General features: G+C 62.0%; 16 protein-coding genes. 4 read left to right on the plus strand and 12 right to left on the minus strand.

The features are described from left to right. The first annotated feature begins 52 nt into the window (after positions 1–52). The 3 genes from AAEZ05_RS04515 (at position 53) to AAEZ05_RS04525 (ending at position 2,814) form a co-directional block, all read left to right on the plus strand. A complete protein-coding gene (locus AAEZ05_RS04515; protein ID WP_045060457.1) occupies positions 53–580 on the plus strand; it encodes a TRAP transporter small permease in 528 nt (175 codons plus the stop codon). Then, the gene (locus AAEZ05_RS04520; RefSeq protein WP_045060456.1) at positions 581–1,861 is read left to right on the plus strand and encodes a TRAP transporter large permease; all 1,281 of its coding nucleotides are present in this window, start codon (positions 581–583) and stop codon (positions 1,859–1,861) included. Positions 1,862–1,929: 68 nt separating this feature from the next. Then, positions 1,930–2,814 (plus strand): aldose 1-epimerase, encoded by an 885-nt coding sequence (locus AAEZ05_RS04525; RefSeq protein WP_045060455.1) that lies wholly within the window; start codon positions 1,930–1,932, stop codon positions 2,812–2,814. Here the strand turns inward: AAEZ05_RS04525 and AAEZ05_RS04530 are convergent. From AAEZ05_RS04530 to pedF, 12 genes are all read right to left on the minus strand, one after another. Further along, positions 2,799–4,463, minus strand: coding sequence for a PAS domain-containing hybrid sensor histidine kinase/response regulator (locus AAEZ05_RS04530; RefSeq protein WP_045060454.1), 1,665 nt, complete (start codon positions 4,461–4,463; stop codon positions 2,799–2,801). The two genes, AAEZ05_RS04525 and AAEZ05_RS04530, sit on opposite strands and share 16 nt — an antisense overlap. After that, positions 4,447–5,610, minus strand: a complete 1,164-nt coding sequence (ercA, locus tag AAEZ05_RS04535) for an alcohol dehydrogenase-like regulatory protein ErcA (protein WP_045060453.1) — start codon at positions 5,608–5,610, stop codon at positions 4,447–4,449. The genes AAEZ05_RS04530 and ercA overlap by 17 nt, the downstream gene beginning before the upstream one ends. A gap of 213 nt (positions 5,611–5,823) precedes the next feature. Beyond that, complete coding sequence (gene pqqE / locus AAEZ05_RS04540; protein WP_350646702.1) at positions 5,824–6,957, minus strand: pyrroloquinoline quinone biosynthesis protein PqqE; 1,134 nt, start codon at positions 6,955–6,957, stop codon at positions 5,824–5,826. Next, a complete protein-coding gene (gene pqqC / locus AAEZ05_RS04545; protein WP_350646703.1) occupies positions 6,954–7,706 on the minus strand; it encodes a pyrroloquinoline-quinone synthase PqqC in 753 nt (250 codons plus the stop codon). Before pqqC ends, pqqE begins: the two co-directional genes overlap by 4 nt. 55 nt (positions 7,707–7,761) lie before the next feature. Then, a complete protein-coding gene (gene pqqB, locus AAEZ05_RS04550) occupies positions 7,762–8,676 on the minus strand; it encodes a pyrroloquinoline quinone biosynthesis protein PqqB (protein WP_045060450.1) in 915 nt (304 codons plus the stop codon). Positions 8,677–8,731: 55 nt separating this feature from the next. After that, a complete protein-coding gene (pqqA, locus tag AAEZ05_RS04555; RefSeq protein ID WP_081499480.1) occupies positions 8,732–8,803 on the minus strand; it encodes a pyrroloquinoline quinone precursor peptide PqqA in 72 nt (23 codons plus the stop codon). Between the two features lie 263 nt (positions 8,804–9,066). Further along, positions 9,067–10,587: an acetaldehyde dehydrogenase ExaC gene (gene exaC / locus AAEZ05_RS04560; protein ID WP_045060449.1), complete on the minus strand. Its 1,521-nt coding sequence runs from the start codon at positions 10,585–10,587 to the stop codon at positions 9,067–9,069. Between the two features lie 175 nt (positions 10,588–10,762). Continuing rightward, the gene (locus AAEZ05_RS04565; RefSeq protein ID WP_350597406.1) at positions 10,763–12,538 is read right to left on the minus strand and encodes a PQQ-dependent methanol/ethanol family dehydrogenase; all 1,776 of its coding nucleotides are present in this window, start codon (positions 12,536–12,538) and stop codon (positions 10,763–10,765) included. 265 nt (positions 12,539–12,803) lie between these two features. Continuing rightward, the gene (locus AAEZ05_RS04570) at positions 12,804–13,742 is read right to left on the minus strand and encodes a quinoprotein relay system zinc metallohydrolase 1 (RefSeq protein ID WP_350646754.1); all 939 of its coding nucleotides are present in this window, start codon (positions 13,740–13,742) and stop codon (positions 12,804–12,806) included. A 16-nt stretch (positions 13,743–13,758) separates the two neighbouring features. Further along, positions 13,759–14,520 (minus strand): quinoprotein dehydrogenase-associated SoxYZ-like carrier, encoded by a 762-nt coding sequence (locus AAEZ05_RS04575; protein WP_045060446.1) that lies wholly within the window; start codon positions 14,518–14,520, stop codon positions 13,759–13,761. Next, a complete protein-coding gene (locus tag AAEZ05_RS04580) occupies positions 14,517–15,395 on the minus strand; it encodes a substrate-binding periplasmic protein (protein WP_045060445.1) in 879 nt (292 codons plus the stop codon). Before AAEZ05_RS04580 ends, AAEZ05_RS04575 begins: the two co-directional genes overlap by 4 nt. 3 nt (positions 15,396–15,398) lie before the next feature. Beyond that, positions 15,399–15,860 (minus strand): cytochrome c-550 PedF, encoded by a 462-nt coding sequence (pedF, locus tag AAEZ05_RS04585; protein ID WP_045060444.1) that lies wholly within the window; start codon positions 15,858–15,860, stop codon positions 15,399–15,401. Positions 15,861–16,114: 254 nt separating this feature from the next. Here pedF and exaA point away from each other — a divergent pair, with 254 nt between their 5' ends. Beyond that, positions 16,115–18,007 (plus strand): quinoprotein ethanol dehydrogenase, encoded by a 1,893-nt coding sequence (gene exaA, locus AAEZ05_RS04590; protein ID WP_045060443.1) that lies wholly within the window; start codon positions 16,115–16,117, stop codon positions 18,005–18,007. The last annotated feature ends 140 nt before the right edge of the window (positions 18,008–18,147 follow it).

Consider the following 18,147-nt stretch of genomic DNA (forward strand, 5'->3'; position numbering starts at 1 on the left):
GCGCCGCTGACGTCTGTGTAGCCCAGCGCGCGCCCGGTTACGGTGAAACCCGATGAAGAATCTACTGCTGCGCATCAATGACAAGATTTACATGACCTGCATCTGGGTCGCCGGACTGTCGGTGCTGGCCATTGCCCTGATCATTCCCTGGGGCGTTTTCGCTCGTTATGTCCTCGGCACCGGCTCCAGTTGGCCGGAGCCCACCGCCATTTTGCTGATGATGGTCTTCACATTCATCGGCGCGGCGGCCAGTTATCGCGCCGGTGCGCACATGGCGGTGGCCATGGTGACCGACCGGATGACGCCCGAAGTACGCAGAGTCGTGGGGATCTTCTCGCAACTGCTGATGGCCACGGTCTGCCTGTTCATGACTGTCTGGGGTACCAAACTGTGCATGTCCACCTGGAACCAGTTCATGAGCGCGCTGCCGACGCTGCGCGTGGGCATTACCTATATGCCGATCCCCGTGGGCGGTCTGCTCACGCTGATTTTTGTCCTGGAAAAACTCCTGCTCGGTGATCAGAGCAACCGTCGGGTCGTGCGTTTCGACCTGGTTGAAGAAAGCGAAGGTGCCGTATAAATGGACGCTCTGATTCTGCTGGGCAGTTTTCTCGCTCTGATCATGATCGGCATGCCGGTCGCCTATGCCTTGGGGCTCTCTGCGCTGATCGGCGCATGGTGGATCGACATTCCGTTTCAGGCGCTGATGATTCAAGTCGCCGGTGGTGTGAACAAATTCTCCCTGCTGGCGATTCCGTTCTTCGTGCTCGCGGGCGCGATCATGGCCGAGGGTGGCATGTCCCGCCGGTTGGTCGCCTTTGCCGGGGTGCTGGTGGGCTTCGTGCGCGGCGGCCTGTCGCTGGTCAACATCATGGCCTCGACATTCTTCGGGGCGATTTCCGGCTCCTCGGTGGCGGATACCGCGTCAGTGGGCTCGGTACTGATTCCGGAAATGGAGCGCAAGGGTTATCCACGGGAATTCGCCACGGCCGTGACCATCAGCGGGTCGGTCCAGGCCCTGTTGACGCCTCCCAGCCACAACTCGGTGATTTACTCACTGGCTGCCGGCGGCACGGTGTCGATTGCTTCGCTGTTCATGGCGGGTATCGTACCGGGGCTGTTGATGAGCGCCTGCCTGATGGTGCTCTGCCTGATCTTCGCGAAAAAACGCAACTACCCCAAGGGCGAGGTCATTCCCCTCAAGCAGGCGCTGAAAATATGCGGCGAAGCGATGTGGGGTTTGATGGCGATGGTCATCATCCTCGGCGGCATTCTGTCCGGTATTTTCACCGCCACGGAGTCTGCGGCCATCGCCGTGCTCTGGGCGTTTTTCGTGACCATGTTCATCTATCGCGACTACAAATGGAGTGAGCTGCCGAAACTGATGCACCGCACGGTCCGGACCATTTCCATCGTGATGATCCTGATCGGTTTCGCCGCCAGCTTCGGCTATATCATGACGCTGATGCAGATTCCGGCAAAGATCACCACCATGTTCCTGACCCTGTCAGACAACCGCTACGTGATCCTGATGTGCATCAACGTCATGCTGCTGATTCTCGGCGCGGTGATGGACATGGCGCCCTTGATCCTGATCCTGACACCCATCCTGCTGCCGGTGATTCTTGGCATAGGCGTCGACCCGGTGCACTTCGGCATGATCATGCTGGTGAACCTGGGCATAGGATTGATCACGCCGCCCGTAGGCGCGGTACTGTTTGTGGGGTCTGCCGTGGGTAAAGTCACTATCGAAAAAACCGTGATCGCACTGCTGCCTTTTTATGCCGTGCTGTTCCTGGTGCTGATCGCGGTGACTTACGTTCCTGCACTGTCGCTGTGGTTGCCGCATCTGGTGTTGTAAAAGGCCAATGCAGCCCCTGCAGGAGCTGCCTACGGGGATCTCGGTGTTTTTCAGATAGGTTAACGGCTATGGCGCCAACACTGCTCGAACTCGAAGACGAACTCACCCACCTGACCCTCGCCCCCGCACTCGGCGGCAGCATCGTCAACTGGACCGTACGCAGTACCGGCCAGCCATTGCTGCGGTACAACGATGCGCAGGCATTGAACACAGGCCTGCCGGGCAAGCTCGGCTGCTTCCCGCTGGTGCCCTGGTCCAACCGGATCGCCGAAGGCGGTTTCGACTGCCCCGATGGCTGGCTTGCCCTGGCGCCCAACAGCCTCACCGACCCGCTACCCATCCACGGCAGTGCCTGGCAACAGCCGTGGCAGGTCGTTTCCCACACGCAGGATGAAGTGGTGCTGCAACTGGACTGCAGCATCCCCTTCGCCTATCGCGCCCGGCAACGCTTTCACTTGAGCGAGGGCCGCTTGAGTATCGAGGTGCAGGTTACGCATCTGGCCGAGCATGCCGCGTGGCATGGGCTGGGACTGCATCCTTATCTGCCGCGCACCGCCGGCACCCGTCTGCAGGCAACTGCCCAACAGGTCTGGATGTGCGACGCGTCCAGACTGCCTACCCGACTTGATTCGATCCCCGACCGATGGGATTTTCAGCAACTGCAAGCGCTGCCGGACACCCTGGTCGACAACGGTTTCTGCCAATGGGACGGCCACTGCCTGATCCAGCAACCGGACCTGGGCTACGAACTGCAGTGCGAGGCCAGCGGCAGCGATTACTACCTGCTGTATTGCCCGGTTGACTTGGGATTCTTCTGTATCGAACCGGTAAGCCATCCGGTCAATGCCCATCACCTGCCCGGGCGGCCGGGCTTGCGCCTGCTGGCACAAGGTCAGTCTGCCGAGCTGGGTTTCAGCCTGCAATATCGCGCGCTGCCCTACCCCAGCAACTGACTGAGCACCGCGCGCAACTTGCCAGGCTTCACCGGTTTGTTCAGCAGCGGTGCATCCAGGCGCCGCAATGAGCGACGGCATTGATCGGTGCGATCGGCGGTGATGATGACAGCAGGAATTGCCTGGGCAAAATGCTCGCGCAAGTGCCTGACCACTTCACAGCCCACCACCCCGTGGTCCAGGTGATAGTCGGCCAGGATCAGCTCCGGCGCCCGCCCGGCCAGTGCGCTCAACGCCGAGGCCTGGTCGGTGGCCGTCACCACCTCGCAGCCCCACTGCCCAAGCAGCGCCCGCATGCTGTCAAGGATGCTGACTTCATTGTCCAGCACCAGCAAACGACGCCCCGGCAACGGATTACCGGTGCCCGGCTGCGGCGCCGCGAGGCTGATCGGCAGCGGCACTTCCCGGGACATGGGCACCTCGATGCTGAATCTGGAACCACGCCCCGGCAGCGAATGAACCTGCACGCGGTACTCGAGAATCTTGGCGATGCGCTCGACAATCGCCAGCCCCAACCCGACGCCCTTGCGATCGGCAGCACGGCCGACATCCAGCTGGTTGAACTCGAGGAAAATCGAATCCAGGCGGTCCGGGTCAATCCCGCGCCCGGTGTCCCACACCTCCAGGCGCAGCATCTCGCCCCGGCGTCGGGCCGCCAGCAGGATGCTGCCCTGGTCGGTATAGCGGCAGGCATTGCTGAGAAAATTGCGCAGGATGCGCGTCATCAGGCGCAAGTCGGTGCTGATCGCGTAGTCGCCCATGTGCACGCGCAGGTGCAGGCCGTCGGCCTCGGCGACGGACTGGAACTCGGATACCAGGGGCCCAAGCAACTCGTCGAGGCGATACAGCGCGATGTCCGGTTTGACGGCGGCCTGGTCGAGCCGTGAAATGTCCAGCAGGTCCGTGAGCAGGTCTTCGGCGCCTTCCAGTGCCTGATGGGTACGCTCCACCAGGACCTGCTCGATGTCGGGCAACTTGCGCTCGCGCAAGGTCGAGATAAGCAGGCGCGCGGCGTTGAGCGGTTGCAGCAGGTCATGGCTGGCGGCGGCGAGGTACTTGTCCTTGCTGCGATTGGCGGCCTCGGCGGCGTCCCGGGCCTCGAGCAGTTCGTCGGTGCGCGCGTTGACCCGCTGCTCCAGTTCGTCGTTGAGCTGTTGCAGGCGCTCCTGGGCCAGTTTGCGCTCGGTGATGTCGGTCACAAAACCTTCCACCAGGCCTTCCTGATCAGGCTTGAGCAACAGGTTCATCAACACATCGAGGCTGCTGCCGTCCTTGCGCCGCAATTGGGTTTCGTAGCCGTGCAAGCTGCCCTGGTGCCTGAGGATCTCGCCGATATTGGCCAGCTCCTGCGCACCGCCGACGAACAGGTTGCTCGCCAGGTCCGCCAGGGAAAACAACACGTCCTGCGGGTCCTGGTAGCCGAGCATCCGCGCCAGCGCCGGATTGGCCGCACGCATGCCTTCGAGCAGGCTGGCCTGGAAGATCCCCTGCACGGCATTTTCAAAGAGCCATTTGTAGCGATTGCGTTCGGCTTCCAGCTCTTCCAGGCGCGCGGCCAGCTCCGGGTAGTGGCTTTTGCGCGCCGAGTGGCTGCCTAATCCCAGCAGCCCGGCGAGCGCCCGTTGCTGCTCGTCAGAGGGCTTCGCCATAGACGACCTCGACATCACGCTGACTGGACTCGCGAGGGTTGGTGAGGATGCACGGGTCGTCCATGGCGTGCTGCGAGAGAAACGGAATGTCCGCGGTGCGCACGCCGTGCAGGCCGAGGGTTTCATGGAAGCCGATCGCGTGTTTGAGCGCGATCAGATGTTCCACCAGGCGCCCGCAGATCTGCCGGTGATTGAGGCCACGGCAGTCGATGCCAAAGGTCTCGGCGATGACCTTGAAACGCTCCGGCGCCGAGTTGTAGTTGAACGCCACCACGTGTTCCACCAGTACCGCATTGCACAGGCCATGGGGCAAGTCGAGGAAACCGCCAAGGCTGTGGGACATCGCATGCACCGCACCGAGGATCGCGTTGGAAAACGCCAGCCCGGCCTGCATGCTGCCGAGCATGATTTTCTCGCGCAGGGCAATGTCCGTGGGGTTGGCGATCATCTGTACCAGGTTGCCGTTGATCAGGCGCATGGCTTCCAGCGCATGGGGATCGGTCAAGGGCCCGTGACCGGTCGACACGAAAGCCTCAATCGCGTGCACCAAGGCATCGATTCCGGTACAGGCCGACAGGAACGGGTCCATGCTCAAGGTGGTTTCCGGGTCGATCAGCGACACGTCCGGCACCACCGCCTTGCTGACGATGGAGAACTTCATGCGCTCCTGCTGGTTGGAGATGATCACGAATTGCGAAACATCCGCCGAGGTGCCGGCGGTCGTGGGGATCAGGATCAGCGGTGGGCTCGGCACGCGAATGGTGTCCACCCCTTCGAACTCGAGGATGTTGCGGCCATGGGCGACGACGATGCCGATGCCCTTGCCGCAATCCATCGGGCTGCCGCCGCCCACGGCGACGATCACATCGCAGTGGTTTTCCCGGTACAGCTCGGCACCGAGCATGACTTCTTCGACCCGGGGATTGGGCGACACGTCGCTGTAGAGAAAGTAGTCGATGCCCTGGGCCTGCAGGCTGGCCTCGACATCGGCCACCCACCCGGCGGCAATCACCCCGGGGTCACTGACCACCAGGACCTTGCGCGCACCAAAAGTCTTGGCATAGTTGCCGACGTTATGCCGGCAACCGGCACCGAAGATGATTTCAGGTGAAACGAATTTACGCAGCTGGCTGAGACTTTGGCTCATTGGAAAGCCTGTGTTTTTATTGTTTTGGAAGGTAAAGCCACACTACCCCATCCGGCGGTGAATGCAATCAGACCAATGGGTACCTAAAGGCTGAAATGACAACAGATTCCTCGTGGGAGCCGGCTTGCCGGCGATGAGGCCCTGAAGCCTTGCGTAGATTGTGCGCACGCCATCGTCGGCAAGCCGGCTCCTACGGGGGCGTGTGCATGGTTGTTATCCGCGGTAGATCAGGCGCGAGGCTTTTTCGTTGCGCAGCGTCAGGTGCTCCATGCCCAGCCCGGGCGCATCGGCCTCGTCCCGGGCCTTGAGGATGACGCCGTGGTGCGCCGACTTGCTGCACACCGGGTCGGCATTCTCGGCATCGCCGGTCAGCATGAACGCCTGGCACCGACACCCCCCCAGGTCCTTGTGCTTTTCATCGCAGGAGCGGCAAGGCTCCTTCATCCAGTCGTCGCCACGAAAACGGTTGAAGCCGAACGAGTCGGTCCAGATGTGCTCGATGCTGTGCTCGCGCACATTGGGGAAGGCTACCGGGAGCTGCCTGGCGCTGTGGCATGGCAGTGCGGTGCCGTCCGGAGTGATGTCGAGAAACAGGTTGGCCCAGCCGTTCATGCAGGTCTTGGGGCGTTCTTCATAGTAATCCGGGGTGACGAAGATCAGCTTGCAGGGATGCCCTTCGGCCTCGAGACGCTCGCGGTACTGATTGGTAATGCGCTCGGCGCGCTGCAACTGCTCACGGGTGGGCAACAGGCCGACCCGGTTGAGCTCGGCCCAGCCGTAGAACTGGCAGGTCGCCAACTCGACGAAATCCGCTTCCAGCTCCAGGCACAGCTCGATGATGCGGTCGATCTGGTCGATGTTGTGCCGATGGGTGACAAAATTCAGCACCATCGGATAACCCTGGGCCTTCACCGCCCGGGCCATGGCCAGCTTCTGCGCGAAGGCCTTGCGGGAGCCGGCGAGCATGTTGTTGACCGCCTCGTCGGCCGCTTGAAAACTGATCTGGATGTGGTCCAGCCCGGCAACCTTGAAGTCGCGCACCTTCTGCTCGGTCAGGCCGATGCCCGAGGTGATCAGGTTGGTGTAATAACCCATGTCCCGCGCGGCCTTGATCAACTCGGCCAGGTCTTGCCTCACCAGCGGCTCGCCTCCGGAAAAGCCGAGCTGCGCCGCGCCCATCTCCCGCGCTTCGCGAAATACGCGAATCCATTCCTCGGTGCTCAGCTCCGCCCCGTGCTGGGCAAAATCCAGCGGATTGGAGCAATAGGGGCACTGCAGCGGACAACGATAGGTCAGCTCCGCCAGCAGCCACAGCGGTGGACCGGGTTGCGGTTTGCTCCCGTTCACAGGTCAATCCCCCGATGCCAGACGTTCTGCGTGGTCACGCTATGGTAAGGCGGGCGCTGCAGTTCATAGGCCATGCTCATGGCGTCGAGCATGCTCCACAATACATCAAGCTTGAATTGCAGGATTTCCAGCATGCGTTGCTGGCCCTCCAGGGTGACGTAGTGCGCCAGGGTAATGCGCAGGCCGTGCTCGACATCCCGACGCGCCTGGCCCAGGCGGGTGCGAAAGTAGTCGTAGCCGGCGCTGTCGATCCATGGGTAATGGCTCGGCCAGGCCTCGATACGTGATTGGTGGATCTGCGGCGCGAACAGCTCGGTCAGGGAGCTGCTGGCTGCTTCCTGCCAGCAGGCACGCCGGGCAAAATTGACGTAGGCGTCCACGGCAAAACGTACGCCGGGCAGCACCAGTTTCTGGGAGAGAATCTGTTCGCGATCGAGCCCTACGGCTTCACCCAGACGCAGCCAGGCTTCGATGCCGCCTTCGCTGCCAGGCACGCCGTCGTGGTCGAGGATGCGTTGCAGCCATTCACGCCGCACTTCGCGATCGGGGCAGTTGGCGAGGATCGCAGCGTCTTTCAGGGGGATGTTCACCTGATAGTAGAACCGATTGGCGACCCAGCCCTGGATCTGTTCGCGGGTAGCTCGACCGGCATACATGGCTTGGTGGAAGGGGTGGTGGATGTGGTAATAGGCGCCTTTGGCTTGCAGGGCGGCGGTGAATTCGGTGGGGGTCATCGGGGTGTCGGTCATTGGGATCATCCTGGAAGCTGTGTGGTATCTGGCTTGCCCGCGATGGGGCCATTGGCTACAGCACAATGTCCATGCCATCAAAAGCCACCTCAATCCCCCGCCGCTCCAGCAACGCCCGTTCCGCCGAGTCCTCATCGAGGATCGGGTTGGTGTTGTTGATATGGATCAGCACCTTGCGCTGGCGGGGAAAGCCTTCCAGCACTTCCAGCATGCCGCCAGGCCCGCTCTGGGCCAGGTGGCCCATGTCGCTGCCCAGGCTCTGGCCGACCTCACACACGCGCATTTCGTCGTCGCGCCACAACGTGCCATCGAGCAACAGGCAATCGGCGCGTTGCATCCAGCCCAGCACCTCAGCGTCGACCTGCCCGAGCCCCGGAGCGTAGAACAGCGACGCGCCGCTTTGCAGGTCTTCGATAAACAGGCCGATGGTGTCGCCGGGCTGCGGATTGCCGCGGTTGGGCGAGTACGGTGGTGCGTTACTGACCAGCGGGATCGCCCGCAGCCGCAGGTGTTTGCAGGCCGGGATCTGAAAGGGTTCGCGGTCCAGGCCGAGCGTTCGCCACTGCAGGCCGCCGTTCCAGTGCTTGAGCATGCCGAACAGCGGGAAGCCGCTGCTGAGGTCTTCGTGGACCCGGCCGGTGCAATACACGGAATGCGGGCAGCCTTCGCGCAGGCTCAACAGGCCGGTGCAGTGGTCGATCTGGCTGTCCATCAGCACCACGGCGGTAATCGCCGTGTCGCGCAATTGTCGAGCCGGTTGCAGCGGCGCGAAGCTTTCCAGCTGCGCGCGGATATCCGGTGAAGCATTGCACAGCACCCAGTCCACCCCGTTGTCGCTCAGGGCAATCGAGGACTGCGTTCGCCGCTGCGCCCGCAGGGTGCCGTTGCGCACTCCGGCGCATTGCCGGCAGTTGCAGTTCCACTGCGGAAAACCGCCACCAGCAGCCGAACCAAGAACACGGATGTGCATGAGCAATGCTCCAGAAGGCAGGCCCGGCCAACACGACGGCTGGCCGGGTGAACAATCAACGGTTGGCGAAATACATCGTCACTTCGAAGCCAATGCGCAGATCGGTAAACGCGGGTTTATGCCACATGGGTCAATCCTCTTCTTGTGCCGGGCAATTCCGGTAAAGCCATTAATGCACGGGGCGGGAGGTGACCGAATGCTACTTTCGAAGGAGTTGGCGGGGTGCGTTGGTAGGGGGTGTTGCGCGGCGGTTCGATTGCAAAAACCTGCAGGAGCGAGCTTGCTCGCGATTGACGCAAGAACAACGCTGGGTATCAGGTTCCCAGCGTTATCGTTGGCGACCATCGCGAGCACGCTCGCTCCTACAGGTGGGCGCGGTGTTTTTGGGGGTTAGAAGAACCCCAGCGGATTGATGTCGTAGCTCACCAGCAGGTTCTTGGTCTGCTGGTAGTGGTCGAGCATCATCTTGTGATTTTCGCGGCCCACCCCGGACTTCTTGTAACCGCCGAACGCGGCATGCGCCGGGTACAGGTGGTAGCAGTTGGTCCACACACGGCCGGCCTTGATCGCCCGGCCCATGCGGTAGGCACGGTTGATGTCGCGGGTCCACAGGCCGGCACCGAGGCCGAATTCGCTGTCGTTGGCGATCGCCAGCGCTTCGGCTTCGTCCTTGAAGGTGGTGATACCCACCACCGGACCGAAGATTTCTTCCTGGAACACCCGCATCTTGTTGTGGCCCTTGAGCAGGGTCGGCTGGATGTAGTAACCCGTCGACAGGTCGCCTTCAAGGCGCTCGGCGGCGCCGCCGGTGAGCAGCTCCGCGCCCTCCTCCTGGGCAATTTTGAGGTACGAGAGAATCTTGTCGTACTGCTGCTCGGACGCCTGGGCGCCGACCATGGTCTCGGTGTCCAGCGGATTGCCGCGCTTGATCTTGACGATCTTCTTCATCACCTCGGCCATGAACGGCTCGTAGATCGATTCCTGGACCAGCGCCCGGGATGGGCAGGTGCAGACTTCGCCCTGGTTGAAGAACGCCAGCACCAGGCCTTCGGCGGCTTTTTCGATGAACTGCGGCTCCGCGTTCATGATGTCTTCGAAGAAGATGTTCGGCGACTTGCCGCCCAGTTCCACGGTGCTTGGAATGATGTTCTCGGCGGCGCAGTGCATGATGTGTGCGCCCACCGGAGTGGACCCGGTAAACGCGATCTTGGCGATGCGCTTGCTGGTGGCCAGGGCCTCACCGGCTTCGCGGCCGAAACCCTGGACGATGTTCAGCACACCCGCTGGCAGCAGATCGGCGATCAGTTCGGCGAACACCATGATCGACAGTGGCGTTTGCTCGGCCGGCTTGAGCACCACGCAGTTGCCGGCAGCCAGGGCCGGAGCGAGTTTCCAGGCGGCCATCAGCAATGGAAAATTCCACGGGATGATCTGTCCGACCACGCCCAAAGGCTCGTGGAAATGATAAGCGGTGGTCAGTTCGTTGATCTCGGCGGCGCCGCCTTCCTGCGCACGGATGCACCCGGCGAAATAGCGAAAGTGGTCGGCGGCCAGCGGTACGTCGGCATTGAGGGTTTCACGCACGGCCTTGCCGTTGTCCCAGGTTTCGGTAACGGCGAGGATTTCCAGATTCTGCTCGATGCGGTCGGCGATTTTCAGCAGGACCAGCGAACGGTCCTGCGCCGAGGTCTTGCCCCAGGCATCCGCCGCAGCGTGCGCCGCGTCGAGGGCCTTGTCGATATCGGCGGCGCTGGAGCGCGGAAATTCGGCGATCACTTCACCGGTGACCGGCGAGGTGTTGGTGAAGTACTCGCCATTGACCGGGGCAACGAACTCGCCGCCAATGAAATTGCCGTAGCGCGGCTTGAAGGAAACGACGGCGCCGGGTGTTCCGGGTTGTGCGTAGATCATGGTGGGCCTCTGTCTGGGTCGATGCCTGTCGTGCAAACAGGCGATGAACCGATAGTAGAGAGCCCCAGGTGCCAGACGAATGCGCCGTTGGCAGGGGGGCTCTCGTTATTTGGTAGTAGGTTTGCCCACAAATCCCAATGGGGTGGAAATCTCTGTGGGATGTGGTGAACCTGGATTAGTGCTTAGCCACCAGGTCCTTCGGCAATTTGAAGGTCCAGAGCATGCCGCCCTGGTTAAAGTCCTTGATGCGCTTGGCCACTTCGCCGCCCCACAACGGCACCGCGCCACCCCAGCCGGACAGCACCGAGACGTACTGCTCGCCGTCCATTTCCCAGGTCACAGGTGAGCCGAGCACACCGGAGCCGGTCTGGAATTCCCAGACCTTCTCGCCGGTCCTGGCATTGAATGCCTGCAGGAACCCCTCCGGCGTGCCGGTGAATACCAGATTGCCTTTGGTGGTCAGCACCCCGCCCCACAGTGGCGCGAAGTTCTTGTGACGCCAGACTTCCTTGCCGGTTTTCGGGTCGATGGCGCGCAGCACGCCGATGTAGTCTTCGTTCAGTGGCTTGATGGTGAAACCGGCACCGAGGAAGGCAGCGCCTTTTTTGTAGGCAATGCCTTCGTTCCAGATGTCCATGCCCCACTCGTTGGACGGCACGTAGAACAGACCGGTGTCCTTGCTGTAGGCCATCGGCATCCAGTTTTTCGCGCCGAGGAACGCCGGGGCGACGAACACCGAACTGCCTTTGGTTTCGGTGCCCGGTGCACCCGGTCGGCTGGCTTCGTTGTAGATCGGCCGACCGTCCTTATCCAGCCCGGTGGCCCAGGTGATCTTGTCCACGAACGGGAAACCGCGGATGAATTTGCCGTTGGTGCGGTCCAGCACGTAAAAGAAACCGTTGCGGTCAGCGGTGGCGGCAGCCTTGATTTCCTTGCCGCCCTCGGTGTAATTGAACGAAATCAGCTCGTTCACGCCATCGTAGTCCCAGCCATCGTGGGGCGTGCTCTGGAAATGCCATTTGATGGTGCCGTCGTCCGGGTTGAGCGCCAGGCGCGAGGACGAGTACAGGTTGTCGCCAGGACGCAGGTGCGAGTTCCACGGTGCCGGGTTACCTGTACCGAACAGAAGCAGGTTGGTTTCCGGGTCGTAGTAGCCACCCAGCCACGGCGCTGCGCCACCGGTCTTCCACAGGTCGCCCGGCCAGGTTTTGCCCGCCTCGCCGCCGGAAATGCCGTTTTCTACGGCCTTGCCATCCTTGTAGACGTAACCCATATGACCTTCGACCGTAGGGCGAGTCCACAGCAGATCACCGTTCTTCGGGTCGTAGGCTTCGATCTTGCCGACCACGCCGAATTCGCCACCGGCCACTCCGGTGATCAGTTTGCCGTTGATGACCATGGGCGCGGCGCTGATCGAGTAGCCTTCCTTGTGATCGGCGACCTTCTTGCTCCAGACCACTTTGCCGGTGTCCTTATTCAGCGCCACCAGCTTGGCGTCCAGGGTGCCAAAGAACACCAGGTCGCCATACAGCGCGACGCCGCGGTTGATCACGTCGCAGCAGGGCCGGATATCGTCGGGCAGGCGTGCGTCGTACTGCCAGAGTTTCTTGCCGGTGCGCGCATCCACCGCGAACACCCGCGAGTAGGAACCGGTCATGTACATCACGCCGTCCTTGATCATCGGCTGCGCTTGCTGGCCACGCTGTTTCTCGCCACCGAAGGAGAAGGCCCACACTGGCCGCAAATCCTTGATGTTGTCGACGTTGAGCGTATCGAGCGGGCTGTAGCGTTGACCCTGCACGCCCAGACCGTTGGTGACGATCTGCCCCGGGTTCGTGGGGTCCTGGAGAATTTCCTGGTCGGTGACGGCCGCCAGCGCCTGGCCGGACAGCAGCATGGCGCTGAGCAACAGGCTCAAGACGAAGGGTTGGCGACGTGCGGGTTGGGTCATGACGGCTGCCTCTGCGGTTTTTTGTTATACCCGGGAAAATTTCCCGGTCTGGTGCAGATTCTTGGTCGCCGGGGCCCTGGCAACAATTGCCCGCAGTGTGGAGATTTGTAGTTCCTTAGTACGGGGTCGTAGCGCGTAACCCATGTGGGAGCGAGCCTGCTCGCGATGGACGGGAGAACGCCGCTGGGTGTCAGGTTCCAGGGTTATCGTTGGCGACCATCGCGAGCAGGCTCGCTGCCACAGAAGGTCAGGTGGTGAGTGGTATTCAGTTGTCGGGGGTGGAATCCACTCGGGTCATTTGGGCGCGCTCGTAGCGGGGAAACAGATGACTGACGCTGCGAATCAGTTCATATCGACTCAGGTTGATTGTGGCGAATCGCTCGGGAATGGGACTGCGGATCATCTCCGCCATGTCGCTGCCATTGGCCGCGCCGTCGCGCATCAGCTGGTCGAGCCACCCCAGGTAGTCGCGCATCTGTTCGAAGGGCCTGGCGTCAGTTGCCAGCGGGCCATGGCCGGGCACGATCAGCGTCCAGGGCAGGCCTTCAAGCGTGGCGATGTCGGCCAGCCACACCGCCAGCCCAGGGCTGTTGGGCGTGGTCAGTGCCCGTTGATAAAACACCAGGTCCCCGGCAAACAACACGCCGGTTTTCTGGTCGAGAATAGCCAGATCCGCGCCGGTGTGCCCACCCAGGCTCAGCACGCGTAAATCGTGATTCCCAAAACTGTGCACACCCGGCTCCAGTGTCCGGGTTGGCAATATGACTTCGGTGCCACGCATCCAGTCGCCCACCAGCCGGTACATATTCTCGGCCATGGCATCACCCTGCTGACGCAACAACTGCGTAGTCCCCGCCAGCGCGGCAATCGGCACGTCGGCAAAGGCCTGGTTGCCGAGCACATGGTCGGGATGGTGATGAGTCAACAGCACTTCGATCACCGGCTTGTCGGTCGTCGCCGCAATCGCCTGGCGCATCGCTTCGCCATAACGCTTCGAGGGCCCGGTATCGATCACCACCACGCCGCGCTCGGTGACGATGAAGGCGGTGTTGACGATGTTGCCGCCGTTGCCCTTGGCGAAGTTGTCGGTGCTGCCTTCCAGCAACCAGGTGTCCTGGGCAATGAGCCTGGGCTTGAGCGAGTACTCGAGGTCGGCCAGGGCCGGCAGGCTCATGCCGATCAACAACAACAGCATCCAGCGCATCAGGCGCTCCTTGGGGTCAGGGAATGGCCGCATCGAACTCATTGCCGCTGTTGTCGCGCAGTAACAGGCGCGTCTGCCCTGCCCCTTCGATATCGAACGTCAGGTTGGGGTTTTCGCTGACGGCGGGAAACAGCTCAAGGCGCGCCAGGACCTGATCATTACCATCACGCAATTCGGCATGATTGATGAAGAATTCCGGGATGCCACTGACCATGCCGTTGTCCATCGGATGCGCGACCTGCAGGCGCAGGCGACTGAACTCGCCCCGCGGGTATCGACCGCCCAGCACTTCGCCGATGTGCTCCTCCCACCCCGGCTGGGTGCGCACTACGCTGGGTGCGGTGCAGCCGCCACCCGCCGCGTCGATCAGCGTCGAACCGACATGCCACAGGCCGTCGCGGGTCAACACGGCGGCGCGCAACGGGGTCGCCTGTTCGATGCGGATACGGATCGACAGCCAGGGCAAGACCCCGCTCACCGGCTGGAAATCGACGATCTTCGGCAACGGGTTCAACTCGGCCCAGGCGAGGATTTTCACCACTTCGCCCTTGAACGCCCGGGCGTCGATCTCCAGCGGTACCTGCCGGGCATCTTCGGCGAATGGCGGGGCCAGCAGTTTTACCCGGTCATCGAACACGAACGGCGCGTCACCGAGCATTTGCGTGTGATAAAAAGCCCACATCACCGACGGCACCGGGTCTTTGCCGGGGTCGATGGCCGCTGCATGGGCAGCGATGGGCAGCCAGCAGGCCAGCAGGCAGCTCGCTTGCCAGTTCACTGCTGATACAGCTCGGGCACGTCATAGCGCAGGCCGTACCTGGCATACAGCGCCTTGACCGAACCATCGCTAATCATCCCTTCCAGCGCCTCCTCGACCGCATACGCCAGCTGTCGATTGCTTTCGTGCACAGCCATGCCGATCTCCCAGAGTTGCTTGCCCATATTCGGGTAGGCGTTTTCCGCCAGCGCAACCTGGGGGTCGGCCGCTTCGTGCACTTGCCAGTCGATCTCGCCGCGCATCGCCATCACCGCATCGACTTCACCCGCCTTCATCGCGGCAAATGCCTGGTGCACGCCGGGATAATGGTGGGTCTTGCCGGCGAGCATGCCGTTGAACACCGAGGTCAGGTAGAACGACGGAACGCTGTCCACCTCGACGCCGATCGGATGATGCTCGAACACTGCCACGCTGGCGACCTTGTCCAGGCGGCGACGGTCGTACGCCACCTGCCACTGTTCGTTCTGATAGGGCCCGAACATCACCACGTGGCTGTTCTCCAGTTCGCCCAGCTCGTTGCGCTTGCGCGCGTAGTCCTGGTCGTAGGGTACGCGCATCATCAGGTCAGCCAATTGCAGGTCGTGCAATTGGCTGGGACGCCAGATGTAGTCGCGCAGGTCGTCGTCGAGTTTTTCTCCCGCCGGCGCCCACATCAGGGTCAGGCGCACACCGAGTGCCTTGGCCAGTGCTGCGGCCAAGTCCACATCGACGCCCCGGGGCTGACCGGCGTCTTCGAAACTGTAAGGGGCGAAGTCCTTGTAGACCGCCACTTTCAGCTCTCCGGCGGCGATCATTTCGTCATAGGTCCGCACCTGCGCCTGTACCACCTGGCAGCACAGCAACAACGCACTGATCAACAGCGTGAACAGGCGCATGCCTTACTCCTCGACGTGGACCGTATCCAGGTAAGTGCGCACCGCCCACAAGGCTTCCTGGCTCAGGTAATCGGCCATCTTGGGCATGTAAACGCGGCCGTCGCGTACGGCGCCATGGCGCACTCGCTCGACGAACCATTCATCACCGGCGTCACCGACATCGAGCATGCGCAGATCCGGGGCAATACCTCCGGACTTGGCTTCCAGACCATGACAGGCCGCACAATTCTGGTTGTAGGCCGAAGAGCCGATTTCCACCGCCTTGTCGTGCTGCGGCGAGGTTCGATAAGGGTTCACTGCGGCCCAGCCATCGGCATCGAGCGGCACGCCAGCGTCCTTGATCGGGGTCAGCCCCGGGGTTTCGACGGCTTGGGGGACGACGTTGCCATGAGCCCAGGCGGAACCGGTACTGATAAAACCGGCCAGCAGTCCGGCAACAAGCAAGGCGTTGCGTTTTGTTGTCATTGTTATGCCCTCAGGATTGCACGCAAAACCTCTTTAAAGAGGCTATGGCAACCATCTTAGGAAGCACCTGGCGCCAGCCCCATGCTGCTTTAGTGGCCGCCTTCTAGTCCCTTGGTAGTAGGGCTTGTGGCGCACACCCAAATCAGGTGCCCCTTGGGAAGTTTTCCCGGCCACAGCGGGATATTTTCCGTATCCGCCAACCCACCGGGCGCACCACCCTGTGCAGGCCAAAACCTCCACTGGGAACTGCAACCATGACAATAAGATCGCTACCCGCCCTTTCCCCCTTGACCCTTGCCGTACAGGCCTTCGTGCTGGTGAGCAGCCTGTCGCTCGGCACTGCCAGCCATGCCGCCACTGCAGCCGCGGCCCCTACCCGCAACGTTTCGTGGGAGGACATTGCCAATGATCACCTGACCACCAAGGACGTGCTGCAGTACGGCATGGGCACCAACGCCCAGCGCTGGAGCCCGCTGGCCCAGGTCAACGACAAAAACGTGTTCAAGCTGACGCCGGCCTGGTCCTATTCGTTCGGGGACGAGAAGCAGCGCGGCCAGGAATCCCAGGCCATCGTCAGTGACGGCGTGGTTTACGTCACCGGGTCTTATTCGCGGGTCTTCGCGCTGGACGCCAAGACCGGCAAACGCCTTTGGACCTACAACCATCGTCTGCCGGACAACATTCGTCCGTGCTGTGACGTGGTCAACCGCGGTGCCGCAATCTTCGGCGACAAGATCTACTTTGGCACCCTGGATGCGCGCCTGATCGCCCTGGACAAGAACACCGGCAAAGTGGTCTGGAACAAGAAGTTCGGTGACCATGCCGCCGGCTACACCATGACCGGCGCACCGGTGCTGATCAAGGACAAGACCAGCGGCAAGGTGCTGCTGATCCATGGCAGCTCCGGCGATGAGTTCGGCGTGGTCGGGCAACTGTTTGCCCGCGATCCGGACACCGGAGAGGAAGTCTGGATGCGGCCTTTCGTCGAAGGTCACGTGGGCCGCCTGAACGGCAAGGACAGCACCCCCACCGGCGACGTCAAGGCGCCGTCCTGGCCGAATGACCCAACCACCGAAACCGGCAAGGTCGAGGCCTGGAGCCATGGGGGCGGCGCACCGTGGCAGAGTGCGAGCTTCGATCCGGAAACCAACACCATCATCGTCGGCGCCGGTAACCCCGGCCCGTGGAATACCTGGGCGCGCACGCCCAAGGATGGCAATCCCCACGATTACGACAGCCTCTACACCTCGGGCCAGGTCGGCGTCGATCCAAGCACCGGCGAAGTGAAATGGTTCTACCAGCACACCCCGAACGACGCCTGGGATTTCTCCGGCAACAACGAGCTGGTGCTGTTCGACTACAAGGACAAAGACGGCAAGACGGTCAAGGCCACCGGCCACGCTGACCGCAACGGGTTCTTCTATGTGGTCGATCGCAACAACGGCAAATTGCAGAACGCCTTCCCCTTCGTCGATAACATCACCTGGGCCAGTCACATCGACCTCAAGACCGGGCGGCCGGTGGAAAACGAAGGCCAGCGTCCAGCCAAGCCACTACCGGGCGAGACCAAGGGCAAGCCGGTGGAGGTTTCGCCGCCGTTCCTCGGAGGCAAGAACTGGAACCCCATGGCTTACAGCCAGGACACCGGGCTGTTCTATATCCCCGGCAACCAGTGGAAGGAGGAGTACTGGACCGAGGAGGTCAGCTACAAGAAAGGCTCGGCTTATCTGGGCATGGGTTTCCGTATCAAGCGCATGTACGACGATCACGTCGGCAGCCTGCGCGCGATGAACCCGACCACCGGCAAGGTGGTGTGGGAACACAAGGAGGCATTGCCGTTGTGGGCCGGTGTGCTGGCGACAAAGGGCAACCTGGTGTTTACCGGTACCGGTGATGGTTTCTTCAAGGCCTTCGATGCGAAAACCGGCAAGGAGTTGTGGAAGTTCCAGACCGGCAGCGGCATCGTCTCGCCGCCAATCACCTGGGAGCAGGATGGCGAGCAGTACATCGGCGTGACCGTTGGCTATGGCGGCGCGGTGCCGTTGTGGGGCGGCGACATGGCCGAGCTGACCAAACCAGTGGCTCAGGGCGGGTCGTTCTGGGTATTCAAGATTCCGAGCTGGGATAGCCAGGTAGTCCAAAAGTAAACCACGAACCCCTTCCCTGTAGGAGCGAGCTTGCTCGCGATGAACCCGAAACCAACACGGGGCACCAGACACCCCGCGTCATCGTTCACGACCATCGCGAGCAAGCTCGCTCCTACAGACCTCCCTCAGCCAGAGATCTC

It is taken from the genome of Pseudomonas sp. HY13-MNA-CIBAN-0226 (genome assembly GCF_040310305.1).
GTDB classification, from domain to species: domain Bacteria; phylum Pseudomonadota; class Gammaproteobacteria; order Pseudomonadales; family Pseudomonadaceae; genus Aquipseudomonas; species Aquipseudomonas gregormendelii.